Origin of the sequence: Micromonospora sp. NPDC053740, assembly GCF_040677775.1 — a bacterium.
GTDB classification, from domain to species: Bacteria; Actinomycetota; Actinomycetes; order Mycobacteriales; family Micromonosporaceae; genus Micromonospora; species Micromonospora alfalfae.
Genome location: NZ_JBFASO010000001.1, coordinates 120,097 through 135,675, shown reverse-complemented (window position 1 = coordinate 135,675; position 15,579 = coordinate 120,097). Strand labels below are relative to the sequence as shown.

Annotated in this window: 13 protein-coding genes; 9 read left to right on the top strand and 4 right to left on the bottom strand. The window is 67.8% G+C overall.

Going from position 1 to position 15,579, the window contains the following annotated elements; genetic code table 11:
* Positions 1-190 precede the first annotated feature (190 nt).
* Entirely contained in the window at positions 191-1,546 is a 1,356-nt protein-coding gene (locus tag AB0K35_RS00625; RefSeq protein WP_363882542.1) for a glycosyltransferase family 2 protein, read from the bottom strand.
* A 249-nt stretch (positions 1,547-1,795) separates the two neighbouring features.
* Here AB0K35_RS00625 and AB0K35_RS00620 point away from each other — a divergent pair, with 249 nt between their 5' ends.
* The 6 genes from AB0K35_RS00620 (at position 1,796) to AB0K35_RS00595 (ending at position 10,113) form a co-directional block, all read left to right on the top strand.
* Positions 1,796-2,836, top strand: a complete 1,041-nt coding sequence (locus AB0K35_RS00620) for a GDP-mannose 4,6-dehydratase (protein WP_363882539.1) — start codon at positions 1,796-1,798, stop codon at positions 2,834-2,836.
* Between the two features lie 124 nt (positions 2,837-2,960).
* Positions 2,961-5,348 carry a discoidin domain-containing protein gene (locus AB0K35_RS00615; protein WP_363882536.1) on the top strand — a complete coding sequence of 796 codons (2,388 nt, stop codon included), beginning with the start codon at positions 2,961-2,963 and terminating at the stop codon, positions 5,346-5,348.
* A 176-nt stretch (positions 5,349-5,524) separates the two neighbouring features.
* On the top strand, positions 5,525-7,051 hold the full coding sequence (fxsT, locus tag AB0K35_RS00610; protein WP_363882533.1) for an FxSxx-COOH system tetratricopeptide repeat protein: 1,527 nt from the start codon (positions 5,525-5,527) through the stop codon (positions 7,049-7,051).
* A 124-nt stretch (positions 7,052-7,175) separates the two neighbouring features.
* A complete protein-coding gene (locus AB0K35_RS00605; RefSeq protein ID WP_363882530.1) occupies positions 7,176-8,528 on the top strand; it encodes a tetratricopeptide repeat protein in 1,353 nt (450 codons plus the stop codon).
* Positions 8,525-8,971 (top strand): hypothetical protein, encoded by a 447-nt coding sequence (locus AB0K35_RS00600; RefSeq protein ID WP_363882527.1) that lies wholly within the window; start codon positions 8,525-8,527, stop codon positions 8,969-8,971. The genes AB0K35_RS00605 and AB0K35_RS00600 overlap by 4 nt, the downstream gene beginning before the upstream one ends.
* Before the next feature lie 53 nt (positions 8,972-9,024).
* A complete protein-coding gene (locus AB0K35_RS00595; protein ID WP_363882524.1) occupies positions 9,025-10,113 on the top strand; it encodes a tetratricopeptide repeat protein in 1,089 nt (362 codons plus the stop codon).
* 61 nt (positions 10,114-10,174) lie between these two features.
* On the opposite strand, the gene AB0K35_RS00590 is transcribed toward AB0K35_RS00595, so the two are convergent.
* Both AB0K35_RS00590 and AB0K35_RS00585 read right to left on the bottom strand, forming a co-directional pair.
* Positions 10,175-10,711, bottom strand: coding sequence for an NUDIX hydrolase (locus AB0K35_RS00590; protein WP_363882521.1), 537 nt, complete (start codon positions 10,709-10,711; stop codon positions 10,175-10,177).
* Positions 10,712-10,752: 41 nt separating this feature from the next.
* Entirely contained in the window at positions 10,753-12,099 is a 1,347-nt protein-coding gene (locus AB0K35_RS00585) for a hypothetical protein (RefSeq protein WP_363882518.1), read from the bottom strand.
* A 238-nt stretch (positions 12,100-12,337) separates the two neighbouring features.
* Here AB0K35_RS00585 and AB0K35_RS00580 point away from each other — a divergent pair, with 238 nt between their 5' ends.
* The gene (locus AB0K35_RS00580; RefSeq protein ID WP_363882515.1) at positions 12,338-12,499 is read left to right on the top strand and encodes a hypothetical protein; all 162 of its coding nucleotides are present in this window, start codon (positions 12,338-12,340) and stop codon (positions 12,497-12,499) included.
* Positions 12,486-13,730, top strand: coding sequence for a helix-turn-helix transcriptional regulator (locus AB0K35_RS00575; RefSeq protein WP_363882513.1), 1,245 nt, complete (start codon positions 12,486-12,488; stop codon positions 13,728-13,730). The genes AB0K35_RS00580 and AB0K35_RS00575 overlap by 14 nt, the downstream gene beginning before the upstream one ends.
* A gap of 54 nt (positions 13,731-13,784) precedes the next feature.
* Here the strand turns inward: AB0K35_RS00575 and AB0K35_RS00570 are convergent, their stop codons facing one another.
* Positions 13,785-14,234, bottom strand: coding sequence for a hypothetical protein (locus tag AB0K35_RS00570; protein WP_363882510.1), 450 nt, complete (start codon positions 14,232-14,234; stop codon positions 13,785-13,787).
* Positions 14,235-14,381: 147 nt separating this feature from the next.
* On the opposite strand from AB0K35_RS00570, the gene AB0K35_RS00565 reads away from it, so the two are divergent.
* Positions 14,382-15,578 carry an epoxide hydrolase family protein gene (locus AB0K35_RS00565; protein WP_363882507.1) on the top strand — a complete coding sequence of 399 codons (1,197 nt, stop codon included), beginning with the start codon at positions 14,382-14,384 and terminating at the stop codon, positions 15,576-15,578.
* The last annotated feature ends 1 nt before the right edge of the window (position 15,579 follow it).

The following is a 15,579-nucleotide window of genomic DNA, read 5'->3' as shown; positions in this document are numbered from 1 at the left end:
TCACCACTCCGCCCAACCCGACGCCGGCGAGCAGCACACCGGGTGCGACGACCAGCACTCTCATCGCGGCGACGCCTCCAACAGAAAGTGCGGCTGGACGCCCCGTGCCGTCCAGCTTCTGCGGGGGGCGACCTCCCGGCATCGGGTAAGAGTCCAGTCCGTTCCGGCCGCCGGCCGCGGGGTGGTGCGCTCAACCACGGCCCGACCGCTCCATCGGCCGTGGCGCTCCGGCGGGCAGCAACTCGTCCTCGCCCAGCCAACCGAGCACCGGGCGGGCGCGTTCGTCGTCGAGTCGCAGCAGGCGGGCGCCGGCGTGCCGGTCCAGCCAGCCACGCAGCGCGCCAGCCGCGATCCGCCGGTTGATCCAGTTGACCAGCGGCACCGAGTCACCCAGCGGCAGCGCGGTCGGTGCGATGGCGTGCCAGGCCGCCGAGCCGATCGGGCTCACCTCGCACCGCCAGCGCGGCCGGCGTCCTGGTGGGTCGACGAAGAGCAAGCGTTGCCCGGACGCCAACTGCCCCAGCATCGTCGGATGCCCGTCGACAGACCAGCGGGTACGGCTGAACAGCACCACCCAGTCGCGGGTGTCACCGGCGGGCAGCGGGCCGACGTCGCCGCGCAGCGTGGCGAGCAGGTCACCCAGGCCCAGCCGTACGGGTCGACCGAGGAGTCGCCTGACCAGGTGGTCGGCGAGCAGCGTGGCCCGGAACACCGGCAACCGGTGCCGGGGCTGGGTCATCCGCAGATATCCGACCAGGCTGCCCAGCAGGTGTCGAGAGCGGATGGTCGGCCCGAGCAGCCGGGTGGACGCGCCACGGCTGTGCGTCACGACGGCGTCGGGAAGCATCCACATCTCATGACCGGCCTGGTCGAGCTGCCGCGCGAGGACCACGTCGTTCCAGTAGACGGGGAACGTCTCGTCGAGGATCGTCTGCTGCCCGAGCACCCTGCGGCGTAGCAGCACGCAGCTGCCCGAGGCGAGTTGCCGGGGACGGGTGAAGTCCTCGCCCCGCAGCTGGAACCGGTGCAGCGCCTGGCGGAACCCGGGCAGTCGGCGCAGCGCGGTCACCAGTGCGATGGTGGCGGCGAAGCTGGGCTGTTGGGCGTAGTGCGCTTGGACGGTGCCGTCCGGGTTGAGGTACAGCGGGCTGACCCCGGCGACCTCCGGCCGCTCGCGCAGATGGTCGACGATCCGGGACAGCGCGCCCGGGTGAAACCGGATGTCGCTGCTGAGCAGCAGGACCAGCTGTCCGTTCGCGCGGCGGTACGCCTGGTTCACGGCGGCGGCGAAACCGTTGTTGTGTTTGTTGCGGATCAGTCGGACCCGTGGTTGGTCGGCGAGCAGGTCGGCAGAGCCGTCGGACGAGCCGTTGTCGACGGCCACCACCTCGTAGTCGAGATCGGGGTCGGCGGTCGACGCCAGCGAGTCCAGGCACTGCCGGGTCTGCTCGCGGGTGTTCCAGCTGACCAGCAGCACCGACAGCAGCGGAGCGCCCATCTCGACACCGCCGGGTCGTTGCGGTGGCGGACCCAGAGTCTCTCTCAACGGGCCGTCCTCCCTCCTCTTCGGGTGGTCCCGGGCATGCCGGTGGCCACCTCCGGGAGAAGTTACCCGCGAGAAAGGGCCTAACAATGATGAATAGCGAGATACAGCACTTTCCACCACAAAACACGCATATCTACACGAGACATTGGGTCAAGTGTCCGTTTGGTGGCCCTTCGGTGGGTTACCGTCGTGGCCGGCCGTCCGGTTGCCGCAGCGGGCCGACCGTACCGTCGTTGCGAGGAGTTCCAGATGGACCTGCCCGGTTCCGCCGTCGGTGCCGACCCGTCGACGACCCTGACACCCCGGCGCATTCTGGTGACCGGGGGTGCCGGCTTCATCGGCAGTCACGTGGTCGCCCGGCTGATGCTGATGGGCAGCCAGGTCCGGGTGCTCGACAACTTCTCCACGGGCCGGATCGAGAACCTGGCCGACGCCGCGTCCGGCGGGTTGACCGAGGCGGACGTCGTATCGGGTGACATCCGTACGCCGGAGGGTGTCGAGGTCATCCACCAGTGGCAGCCGGACGTGGTGGTGCACCTCGCCGCGCAGCCGAGCGTTCCCACGGCCCGTCATTCACCCCTGTACGACGCGGACGTGAACGTGTTCGGCACCGTGAACGTGCTGGACGCCTGCGCGCGCGGCGGCGTACGCCTGCTCGTCAACGCGGCCAGCAGTGACATCTTCGGCAGCGTCGCCGCCGACGAGTTGCCGGTCCGCGAGGACCATCCGATCGCGCCGGTGAGCCCGTACGGCGTCAGCAAGGCCGTGGGCGTGCACTACGTCGACTGGTACGGGCGTCAGCACGCCCTGTCGTACACCTCGATGGTGTTGGGAAATGTCTACGGGCCCCGGCGGGAGGGCGGCGACTGCGGCGTGGTGTCCCTGATGGCCGACGCGCTTCTCGAGGGCCGACAGGCGGTCATCTACGGCGACGGTACGCAGACCAGGGATTTCGTCTACGTCAGCGATGTGGCCGAGGCGATCGCTGTCGCCTGTCACCACGACGGGGTGGGGATGGTCAACATCGCCTCGGGCCGGCAGACGAGCGTCAACGAGGTGTACGACACGGTCCGGGAGGCGTCCGGCGTTGGCGACGCGGCCCGTTACGAGCTGCCGCCCTGGCCGGACGAGGTGCGCAGCATGGCGCTGGACACCAGGAAGGCGCGCGAGCTGCTCGGGTGGTATCCCAGAATCGGCTTCACCGAGGGCGTGCGGATGACGGTGCGCGACGCGCGTCGCCGCCAGGCCGGCAGCCAGAACCTGTCCCTGGTGTGGGCGCTCAGCCACTGATGACGAACCGCATAATTCCCGTCGTCTGATCGGTAATTTCATCGATCAGTCTAACTCTTGCGGGTCGGCATCCACTACTGCCACGATGGCCGTCAATGCCTTCCGTCCCGAAGGAGTGGTCGTCATGGCGGTGTCCCGCCGCAGGTTCGTCACATCGGTGCTGGCCGGGTCCGCCCTCGCCACCGCCTCCACCACCGAGCTGCTCACCGCAGTGGCCAGCCCCGCGCACGCCGCCAGTCCCCCCGGGGACGTGGTCGGCAAGGTGACGGTCGGCTACCAGGGCTGGTTCAGCGCACCCGGCGACGGCGCGCCGATCGGCGGATGGTGGCACTGGGGCCGCGACCGGTTCCAGCCGCCCTCACCCGCCAACACCACAATCGTGTCCTGGCCGGACATGCGCGAGTACACCCGCAGCTATCCCACCGCGTACCCCAACCTGGGCAACGGCCAACCGGCCACCCTCTTCTCCTCGTACGACCAGCAGACCGTGGACACCCACTTCCGGTGGATGCAGGAGAACGGCTGCGACACCGCCGCGCTGCAACGGTTCAACCCGATGGGCGACGAGGGCCCGACCCGCGACGCGATGACGCAGAAGGTGCGCTCCGCGGCCGAGCGTCACAACCGCAAGTTCTACATCATGTACGACGTCACCGACTGGCTGAGCTTCCAATCGGAGATCAAGACCGACTGGACGACGAAGATGGCGGCGCACACCGCGTCCTCCGCGTACGCCCGGCAGAACGGCAAACCGGTCGTCTGCATCTGGGGCTTCGGCTTCAGCGAGCCCAGCCGTCCCTTCACCCCCGGGCCGTGCCTGGAGGTCATCAACTGGTTCAAGGCGCAGGGCTGCTACGTCATCGGTGGCGTGCCCACCTGGTGGCGGCAGGGCATCGAGGACTCCCGCCCCGGCTTCCTCGACGTCTACCACGCGTTCCACGCGATCTCACCGTGGATGGTCTACCGGGCCAGGACCGTGGAGGAGCTGGACTCCTACTACAACAACGTCAACGTCGGCGACATGGCCGACTGCGCGGCGCGCGGCATCGACTACCTGCCCTGCGTGATGCCCGGCGACCTCGCCGGGGGCCACCGCAAGCACGGCGACTTCTACTGGCGGCACATCTACAACATGGTCCGACTCGGATCCCAGGGCCTGTACGTGTCCATGTTCGACGAGTACAACGAGGGCAACCAGATCGCCAAGACGTCCGAGACCCAGGCCACCACCCCCGCCGGGGCGAACATCAGGGCCCTGGACGAGGACGGCGTGGCCTGCTCCTCCGACTACTACCTGCGGATCACCGCCGACGGCGGCCGGATGCTCAAGGGGCAACTCGCGCTCACCGCCGTACGCCCCACCCCACCGATGGTCGGCACCCCTCCGCCGGTCAGCGGCAACCTGGCCGCCGGCAGACCCACAGCGGCCAGCAGCCAGGGCGGCGGGTTCCCGGCGTCGAACGCTGTGGACTCGAACGCCGGCAGCTACTGGGAGAGCGGCGGCGGTGGGTTCCCACACTGGTGGCAGGTCGACCTCGGCGCCAGCCACCAGGTCAACAAGCTCGTGGTCCGGCTGCCCGCCGGCTGGGGAGCGCGCACCCAGACCATCACCGTGCAGGGCAGCGTCGACGGCAACTCCTTCGCCACCATCGCCGGGGCCTCCGCGTTCGCCTTCGACCCGGCCACCGGCAACAGCGTCACCCGCACGCTGACGACCACCACGGCCCGCCACGTCCGCCTCAGCATCAGCGGCAACACCGGCTGGCCGGCCGCCCAACTCGCCCAGATCGAGGTGTACGCCGGCAGCACCGTCCCGGACAACCCGCCGACCGCCCCGAGCGGCCTCACTGTCACGGGCAAGACCTCGACGAGCGTGTCGCTGGCGTGGACGGCCTCCACCGACGACACCGGCGTGACGGGCTACCAGGTACGCCAGGGCGGCACGGTTGTCTCCACCGTCACCGGCACCACGGCGACGGTGAGCGGGCTCAGCCCGTCCACCGCGTACACCTTCTCGGTGGTTGCCCGCGACGCCGCCGGGAACGCCTCCAGCGCGTCCACCGCGGTCACCGTCACCACGGACGCCGCGGCGAACTCGGACCTCGCCCGGGGTCGACCGACGTCGGAGAGCAGCCACGTTCAGAGCTACGGGTCGGGCAACGTGGTCGACGGAGACGCGAACAGCTACTGGGAGAGCGCCAACAGCGCGTTCCCGCAGTGGGTGCAGGTCGATCTGGGTTCCTCGCGCACAGTTGGGCGGGTGGTGCTGAAGCTGCCACCGTCGTCGGCGTGGGGGAGTCGGACGCAAACCCTCTCCGTGCAGGGCAGCACCGACGGGGGGAGCTTCGGCACGCTTGTCGGGTCGGCGGGGCGGACCTTCGACCCGGCCACTGGTAACCAGGTGACGCTGACGTTCAGCGCCGCGCAGGCGCGCTACGTGCGGATCACCGTCACCGGCAACACCGGGTGGCCGGCCGGGCAACTGTCCACCCTGGAGGTGTACGCGAACTGAGCCGGTCATGGGGCGGCCGCCGGACGCCGACCGGCGGCCGCTCACCCATCGTCCGTGTGGCTACGCGCCCTACGCACCGACCTGGCTAGCCCTCACCGCTTGGACCTACATGGGTGCCGAGGGAGACGGCTGGCAGGTTGATTGGCGTGGAGTGGCCTGTGTGGCAGCCTGGCTGAGTGACCAATGGTGACAGTGAGACCACAGGTTGGGACTTTTTCGTTTCGTACACGCAGGCCGATCGGTCGTGGGCGGAATGGATCGCGTGGCTGTTGGAGGAAGACGGCCATCATGTGTTGGTTCAAGCGTGGGATTTCGTGCCGGGTACTCACTGGATCCAGGGCATGCAGGATGGGACACAGCACGCTGAGCGAACGATTGCGGTGTTGTCGCCGGAGTATCTGACGTCTGTGTATGGCGGCGCAGAGTGGCAGGCTGCTTGGGCGGCAGATCCCGCCGGTCGTCTCCGCAAGCTGCTCACTGTGCGGGTAAGTGACTGTGAGCGACCGGGTCTGTTGGCCAACGTGGTGGGTGTCGACATATTCGGCGTGCCCGAGGCGAAGGCGAAGGCCCGGGTCCGATCGATGGTGGCACGAGCGCTTGTGGGGCGGGCCAAACCATCCAGCCCACCTGCCTTCCCGGAGAGCCGGGCGATGCCGCGAGAGACGCGGTTCCCGGGGGCTCTGCCGACGGTATGGAACGTGCCCGCCCGCAACCCGCACTTCACGGGACGGGATCGGGACCTGAAGGCGTTGGCGGAGGGGTTGACGGCGGGCTTACCGCTCACCGTGCATTCGATACGTGGGCTGGGAGGAGTCGGTAAAACGCAACTCGCAGTCGAGTATGCGAACCGGCACATGAGTGCCTACGACCTGGTGTGGTGGGTGGCAGCCGAGAAGCCCGCGTTGATTCCGGACCAGTTCGCGCGGCTGGCACAGCGGTTGGGTCTGGAAACCGAAGTCGATCCGGAGACGCTGCGGGTGACGGTGCATGAGGCGTTGCGGGAGGTGCCCGGATGGCTGCTCGTGTTCGACAACGCCGACGCTGTCGAGCAGGTGCGCCCATGGTTGCCAGCGGTTCCGCTCCCGCCGGGTATCCCCGGCCATGTCCTCATGACAACCCGCCGGGGCGGGTTCTCGGCCATAGGGCGCGTGCACGACCTGGACGTGGTCGAATCGGGCGAGGCGGTGGACTTGATGCGAGCACGGGTGCCTGCGCTCCCTGAGAACGTTGCAGTGCAGATCGCCGAAGAGTTGGGCCGGTTGCCGTTGGCGTTGGAGCAGGCCTCCGCCTATCTCGATAGCACTCAAATGCCGCCCATCGAGTATCTGCATTTGCTGCGTACGAGGGCCCCGGAGTTGTACAGCCGCGGCCAGTCTGCGTATCGGCCGGAGAAGATAACCACCGTGTGGGAACTGAGTCTTGAACGTCTGATGGCGGACAGTCCATCCTCTGTTCAGTTATTGGATATCTGTGCCTACTTGGCGCCAGAGCCAATACCGTTGGACTTGTTCACTACTCACCATGGTTGGCTGCCGGAGCCGTTGGCGGTAACCGCACGGGATCCCCTGGGCTTCAGCGACGCCGTGGCTGCGGTGGTGGACTATTCGTTGGCGAGGCGCACGGAATCAGGGTTGCAGCTGCATCGCTTAGTGCAGGCCGCGTTGAGGCACCGTCACGGTAAAATCGTCTCCGGCACCTCCTGAATGACCAGCTGAGGGGAAGCCGGTAGTGGATTCGTTGGCTGTGGCGTTGGGCTTGTTGCGGGCCTCCGTGCCTGGTGATGATGTTCTGCGGTCTCCTGAGGGATGGCCTAGGTGGTCGGTTCTGTTGCCGCATGTTCTGACGGCCACCGGTCATGTGTCTGATGATGGTGGCGAAGATTCTGCGGTGGCTCAGGATTGTAGTTATCTACTTGATCGCGCTGCGACGTTCCTTCAGGCACACGGGCGATACGTCGAGGCCACGCCTCTGCTTGAGCGGGCGTTGGCCATCGCTGAGGCGGTGCACGGGCCGGACCATCCTGACGTCGCGACGGGGCTGAACAATCTCGCCATGGTCCTGCAGGATTTGGGGGATGCGGCGGCGGCTCGGCCGTTGCTTGAGCGGGCGTTGGTCATCGTTGAGGCGGTGTACGGGCCGGACCACCCTGACGTCGCGACCGGGCTGAGCAATCTCGCGACGGTCCTGCGCGACTTGGGGGATGCGGCGGCGGCTCGGCCGTTGCTTGAGCGGGCGTTGGTCATCGCTGAGGCGGTACACGGACGAGGCCACCCTGACGTAGCGATCCGGCTGAGCAATCTCGCCATGGTCCTGCGGGCTTCGGGGGATGCGGCGTCAGCTCGGCCGCTGGTTGAGCGGGCGTTGGTCATCGCTGAGGTGATGCATGGGCCGGATCACCCTGTCGTTGCGACCCGGCTGAACAATCTCGCCCTAGTCCTGCGCGACTTGGGGGATGCGGCGGCGGCTCGGCCGTTGCTTGAGCGGGCGTTGGTCATCGCTGAGGCGGTGTACGGGCCGGACCACCCTGTCGTTGCGATCCGGCTGAGCAATCTCGCGACGGTCCTGCGCGACTTGGGGGATGCGGCGGCGGCTCGGCCGTTGCTTGAGCGGGCGTTGGTCATCGCTGAGGCGGTACACGGACGAGGCCACCCCGACGTCGCGACCGGGCTGAACAATCTCGCGACGGTCCTGCAGGATTTGGGGGATGCGGCGGCGGCTCGGCCGTTGCTTGAGCGGGCGTTGGTCATCGCTGAGGCGGTGTACGGGCCGGACCACCCTGACGTCGCGACCGGGCTGAACAATCTCGCGACGGTCCTGCGCGACTTGGGGGATGCGGCGGCGGCTCGGCCGTTGCTTGAGCGGGCGTTGGTCATCGCTGAGGCGGTACACGGACGAGGCCACCCCGACGTCGCGACCGGGCTGAACAATCTCGCGACGGTCCTGCAGGATTTGGGGGATGCGGCGGCGGCTCGGCCGTTGCTTGAGCGGGCAGCGGCCATCGCTGAGGCCGTGCACGGGCCGGACCACCCTGTCGTTGCGACCGTGCTGCACAATCTCGCCATGCTCCTGCGGGATGTGGGGGATACGGGGGCGGCTCGGCCGTTGCCTGAGCGGGCGGTGGTGATCGACGAGGCGGCGACGGGCCTCGCGCAATCGTATTCAGAGGAGATCGTTAAATGAGCCAGGCCGATGCTGCCACCCTTGCTTACTGGGGTGAACACCGCGAGCAGTTACGGCAATCGGAGAACCAGCGTGCGGTCCTCACCAACTACCTGCTTGCCATCACGGCTGCGCTGAGCGGCCTCATCGCGCAACAGAAGTTCGCCGCCACAACTTTGCCGCTGTCTATTCTAATCACGCTGTCGGGACTATTCGGTGCCCTAGCGGCAGCGAAATATCACGAGCGTGCCGAATATCATCTCCAGCAAGCTCGGGCCCTGACCCAGGCACTGAAAGAGGACGGCTCGTTGGCGCGCGGCGACGATCTTATACGGCAATTCCGGGAAGCACACTACGAAAAGCACCCTCGCCTACATCGAGTGCGCTTACACCACCTGTGGACCGGACTTCATTGCGGAATAGCGGCCTACGGAGTTGCATTGATCATTACAACACTCCTGTGAGCGTCGGATTCGTGCCTTGGCACCGAGGTGCCGGACGGGTGGGTTGATCAAGGATGCTGGTGGTGAATCCCTTGGCAGTGGCCTTGAGTCTGTTGCGGGCCGCCGCGCCCGGTGAAGATGTTCTGCAGTCCCCTGAGGGATGGCCTAGGTGGTCGGTTCTGTTGCCGCATGTTCTGACGGCCACCGGTCATGTGTCTGATGATGGTGGCGAAGATTCTGCGGTGGCTCAGGATTGTAGTTATCTACTTGATCGCGCTGGAACCTTCCTTCAGGCACACGGGCGATACGTCGAGGCCACACCTCTGCTTGAGCGGGCGTTGGCCATCCATCAGGCGGTGCACGGGCCGGACCACCCTGACGTCGCGACCGGGCTGAACAATCTCGCCCTAGTCCTGCGAAATATGGGGGATGCGGCGGCGGCACGATCGCTGCTTGAGCGGGCCTTGGCCATCGACGAGACGGTGTACGGACGGGACCACCCTGCCGTTGCTATCGGGCTGAGCAATCTCGCCCTGGTCCTGCAGGATTTGGGGGAGATGGCAAGGGCTCAACAGATGGCTGAGCGGGCCTTGGCCATTAGTGAGGTGGCGTTCGGGCCGGACCATCCTGACGTCGCGACGGGGCTGAACAATCTCGCCATGGTCCTGCAGGATTTGGGGGATGCGGCGGCGGCTCGGCCGTTGCTTGAGCGGGCCTTGGCCATCGACGAGACGGTGCGCGGGCCGGACCACCCTGCCGTTGCTACCGGGCTGAACAATCTCGCCCTGGTCCTGCGAAACTTGGGGGATGCGGCGGCGGCGCGATCGCTGCTTGAGCGGGCCTTGGCCATCGACGAAACGGTGTACGGGCCGGACCACCCTGCCGTTGCTACCGAGCTGAACAATCTCGCCACGGTCCTGCACGCCTTGGGAGACGCGGCGGCGGCTCGACCACTGGCTGAGCGGGCCTTGGCCATTAGTGAGGCGGCATACCGGCCGGATCACCCTGACGTCGCGATCCGGCTGAGAAATCTCGCCCTGATCCTGCGGGATTTGGGGGACGCAGCGGCGGCTCGACCACTGCTTGAGCGGGCCTTGGCCATCGTCGAGACGGTGCACGGACCGAACTCAGAAGGGGGCAGTTCGCCAGATCCGCATTCGTAAGCCGTAACAGGCGTCTGGGCTGGTGAGCGACCGACGAGTTGACGGGTGCGCCGGAATTTGTTCACGCAGTCCGCGACCGACGCTCTGCTTCGTGTTCTGCTCCATCACCGGATGGCGGTGGGAGGACCGAGCCGCCAGCAAGGTACAGCGCAGCGTGTAGGTCGTGAGCGCTCATCGCCGCACGCACTCGGGTGGCGACGTTGTCGGGAAGGCGCTGCTCGGCCTCTCGGGGCGAGAAGAAGGCGGCGTCCTCCAACTCCTGTCCTGGCAGGACGAGACCATCGAGGTTGGCTATAGACCCGCAGTCGAAGGTAAAGCTGACAATTGCGCGCGGCCGCTGCGCGGCGGGCGGTGCCCAGTCCACTACGAGCAGGTCGCCCACCACCGCGGCGATCCCCAACTCCTCTCGGATCTCACGGGCGCAGGCGTCATGTGGGTATTCGCCCTCGTCGACGTAGCCGCCGGGGAAGGCCCAGTGGTCGCGGTACGTGGGCTTGACGAGCAGCACGTTGCCGGCCGGGTCGGTGATGAAGGCCGCAGCGGCGGCGTAGAAGGAAGCCAGGTTGGCGTACCACGTGGCAGGCTCCGTCCAGGTCACCTTCGTGACGCTAGCGGACGGGTCCAGGTGTGGCTCCCGCGCTACGCGGCTGCCGGCATGGTCGCGAGGCTGTGCAGAACTTCGCTGACCTGGGACGACGCCTGCTGAGGGCTGAGTGTTGCCGCCAGTTCGCGGACGCGCTGTTGCACACGTGCCGAATGGATGCCCGAGGCGTGCTGTGCCAACTTCCGACCCCAGTTGCAGGCGGCGTCGGTGTCCCCAGCGCGGGCATGAGTCACGGCGACGAGAGCGGTGTGCAGGGCACGCGTCCGGGTGTTCTCGCTGGCGAGGGTGAGAGCGTCGGTCGCGTGGTCAAGGGCCTGCGAATACAGCTGTAGGTCGCCCAAGCACCTCAGTGCGGCTCCGGCGAGGTGGGCCGGGCTGAAGTAGGTGACCCATCGTGGACCGGGGACTGCGCCTGCGCGGTCGAGAGCACGCTCGGCTCTGGCGAGCGCGAGCTGGCAGCCTCGTCGCTCGCCTGACTGCGCGTACGCGGTGGCGGCGGTGGCGTTCAGCCGAGCGAGTACGGCGGCCGGCGCACGCCCTGCCCCGTCGATGGCCGCTTCGGCTAGCCGGGCCGCGTCCCGAGATTGGCCCAGGTGCACGGCCTGGGTAGCGAGGTTGGCCAGCAGGTGTGCGCCGTACAGGCGGTCATCGGCGGCCTTGGCGAGCCGCAATGCGACGGTCACGTGTTGTTGGGCAGTGGCATGGTCGCCCGCGTCATATGACATGAAGGCGAGTTGTCCGCACAATGTCGCGGCTGCGCGCATGAGGTGACGCCCAACGGCTTCGGTGTAGGTGCCGTGCAGCATGGGTGCGACCTGGCGTACGAGGAAGTCGGCCATGAGGGAACGGGTGCACGGAGAGCCGCTGCCGTGGCGTCGGTCGAGGTCGGTGAAGTGGTCCGCCAGCGCGTACAGCGACTGGACGTCGGTGGAGGTGACTTGCTGTCGGCCGCTCCTGCTGACTGTCACGTCGCTCGGGTCATACCGCCAACCGAGTGCCGTCTGTAGGGCTTTGCCGCTGTCGAACGGCCCGCTGACCTGTGAGCTGAGGTGCTTGGCGAGCCTCGTCCAGATCTGCTCGGCGGTATCGATCGCGCCGTCGACGGACGCGGGGTAGACGCACGTTCCGACGCTGTCGGCCGCACCGAAGCCCAGCTCCGTGGCGGCGACGAACCGACCGAGCTTGCGGGTCAGGGTCTCGGCCATGGCCGTCTGGACGTGCTCGCCTGGCCGGCGACCCCGCAACCACCAGTAGACGCTGGCAGCGTCGTAGCGCCAAGCGCCCTCGTTGCGCCCGGCGTGGTTGAGCTGCCGAGCGAAGGCGGCGTGGGCGTTGCCGTAGCCGGCGGCAAGCAGCAGCCCTTCGAATGCTGCGTTCGTCACCGGTCGCGCCATGGTTCCGCCTCCAGGTATCAGCCAACTACAACTAGTGACGAGCCTATGGGTTGATGCGGTCCTATGGGGACCTGCGCAACCCCGCGCAACCCACGTCCTGACCAGCGCAATCGCACGCATTGCTTGCCATCTGGTCCGTCGATCGGCAACCGGCTTCGGTGATTGCAGGAGCCCTAGGCGCCGGCGATGTCCTAGCGTCGCGCGCCGACTGACGGAGGTGGTGGGAATGCACGGCGACGAGCCGACGAGCAGGGGCGAGGAGTGCGACGCGGTCGAGCGGGAGGCTGCCAAACAGCGTCTCTTGGCGCAGGCCGAGGCGGAGCGCGTACCCGTGGAGGACACGACCCGTGCGGTCCCGGACCGGCGGTGGCGGCGTGACCAACGATGACGTCCCGATCGGTCGCCGGGTGGCACGGTGGCGGGTGCGGCGGTCGATGACGCAGCAGATGCTGGCCGACCGGCTGCGCAGGTCGAAGAGCTGGGTGGACAAGGTGGAGCGGGGAGTTCGCGCCCTGGACCGGTACTCGGTGATCCAGGAGTTGGCCCACGTGCTGCGGGTCGACCCGGAGGTGCTGCTCGGCCAGCAGCCCAGCACCTCGGCGGGCATACCGGACGGGGTGGACGACATCCGGGCCGCGCTCGCCCGCTACGGCACCCCGCAAGCCGCGCAGCATACGGACGAGCTGAGGAGGCAGGTCGGGTACGCCTGGCTGAGCTACCAGCACGCGCACTACGGCCAGTTGGTGCGAGTCCTTCCGGGTCTGCTCGACGCCGCTCAGGCCGTGCGGTCACCGGAGTTGCTGGTGCAGACGTACCGGATCACCTCGTCGTTGTTGGTGAAGCTCGACGAGGCCGACCTCGGGTGGCTGGCCGCCGACCGGGCGATGTCCGCTGCCGGCGACGACCCGATCCTGGCGGCAACAGCAGCCATCTCGGTAGGCCAAGCGCTCCGCGCGCAAGACCGAGACCACCTGGCCCTGGCCGCACTGCTCCCCGCCGCCAATCGCCTCCTTCCACCCTCATCCCACGATGGTGATCAAGAGGTTTGTGGGACCTTTGGAGATCAAAATTGCCTCAAACCTCTTGATCACCGGGGTCGGGGCGATCACCGGGTTCAGGGCGACAGCCGGGAGTGGGCGGTGGGTGGGACGTTGCTGCTTCAGGCGGCCCTGGCCGCCGCCGGTTGCGGCGAGCACCGCCAAGCCGACGAGCTGACCGAGCGGGCCGCGGGGATCGCCGCCAGCCTGAGGGGGTACGACGATCCGCACCGCACCAACTTCGGGCCGATCGCTGTCGAGTTGGCCCGTGTTCTGGTGGCGGCGCAACGAGGTGACGCCGCCGAGGCGCTGCGAAGGCACCCGATTGTGGTGCGGCGGGAGGGGTGGCGGCGGTTGCCGGCCGAGTATCGGGGCGCGTACCTGGTCGACGCCGCTCGGGCGTACCTCCAGGTGGGTGACCTGCGCGGGGCTGCTCGCGCGCTTGTCGACGCGGACAGCATCGCGCCGGCTGAGGTTCGGTGCCGGCCGTTGGCGCGTACCCTCATCGCCGATGTCGCCCGCGCGCAGCCCGCGCCGGCCGGCGTGGCGCGACTGGCCACGGTGGTCGGGCTTACCCATTGACAGACGAGCGTCGGCGCAGGTCGTCGGCCGGGCGAATGGTGCGTACCGGCAGCGTCAGTGCTCCCAGAGGTCCTCGGTGCGGAAGTACCTGGCGGTGAACGTCTCTTCCAGGGGGCCGGTGTCCGTCTCGTCTGTCCACCAGCCTGGCCAGACGTCGACACCGGAGGGCGCGCTGATGGCAGTCAGGACGGTGGAGCACCGGTGGCAGCGTCGAGGCGCGGAGTCCCGGAACCGCCCGCCGCAGTCGCATCGCCGTAGCCGTGCCTCAAGTGCCGCCATCAGCGTGGCGTAGGTCCTGTCCTCGAAAGGGAGCGCGTCGGCGATGCTCCTGAACGTCCTGTCGTAGTAACCGACATCTACCCGCATCGGGCAGCTCTCGCAGTAGAGGAAATGGCAGTCCAGCATCGGCGAGTGGTCGAGGCGGTAGAGGCGTTCGTGGCACTCCGGACAGGTGATTTCCTCGCCGTTAAGCCAGTTGTCGTCGAGTTCGTCCGGTTGGCTCACCGGTTGATCATCTCATGGGTGCGACGTGGAGGCGCGTCGGCGATTCGCGTTTCGGTCCGGGTGGTGCCGGCCCGCTGTGAGACTGGGCGAGTGCCGACTCCATCGGTGCATCGGCACTGTCCGACTCGACGTGGCGAGGTGGGGAAGATGCCCAACGACAACGAGATTCGTCCCTTCCGGCTGGACATACCGGAGGACACGATCGCCGACCTGCGTCGCCGGATCGCGGCTACCCGCTGGCCCACTCGCGAGTTGGTCACCGATCGCTCGCAGGGGGTGCAGTTGGCGACGATCCAGGAGTTGGCCCGGTACTGGATGTCCGATTACGACTGGCGTCCGTGCGAGACGAAGCTGAATTCGTTGCCGCAGTACACGACGACCATCGACGGCGTCGACATTCACTTCATCCACGTGCGGTCGCAGCATGAGAACGCCATGCCGCTGATCATGACGCACGGCTGGCCGGGCTCGGTCGTCGAGCTGCTCGGAGCCGTCGGCCCGCTGACCGACCCGACGGCGCACGGCGGCACGCCCGAGGACGCGTTCCACCTGGTGCTGCCGTCGTTGCCGGGCTACGGCTTCTCCGGAGAGCCAACCGAGCCTGGCTGGAATTCCGCGCGGATGGCGCAGGCGTGGGCGAAACTCATGGACCGCCTCGGGTACCAGCGCTACGTCGCACAGGGCGGGGATGTCGGCGCCGCCGTCACGGACGCCATGGGACGCCAAGGTCCCCAGGGGCTGCTCGGCATCCACGTGAACCTGCTCGCCGGGGCGGTAGGCATCAAGGACAAGTTGCCGGCGAAAACCGAGCAGGAACGCGCCGCGCTGGACGCGCTCAACCTGTTCGCCAAGGACGGCTTCGGCTACTTCCTGGAGCAGTCCACCCGGCCGCAGACGATCGGCTATTCGCTGCTGGACTCACCTGTCGGGTTGGCGGCCTGGATGCTCGACCACGACACGGACAGCTACTACAAGATCTCCCGGGCGTTCCTCGACGGCGAGCCGAGCGGCGGCCTCACCCGCGAGAGCATCCTCGACAACATCACGCTGTACTGGTTGACGGGTACCGGTGCCTCGTCCGCCCGGTGGTACTGGGAGCAGGGGCGGTTTCAAGCGGCGGCCCAGGCGGCCGGTCAGGCCCCGCCGCCGGTCACGGTGCCGGTCGGCTTCACCACGTTCCCCGGCGAGATTTGGCCCGCTCCACGTAGCTGGGCCGAGGCGGTCTACCCCGGCATCGCGTACTTCAACGAGGCTGACCGCGGCGGGCACTTCGCGGCGTGGGAGGAGCCGGAACTCTTCTCCGCCGAGGTGCGGGCCGCGTTCCGGCCGCTGCGGAAAGCCTGAC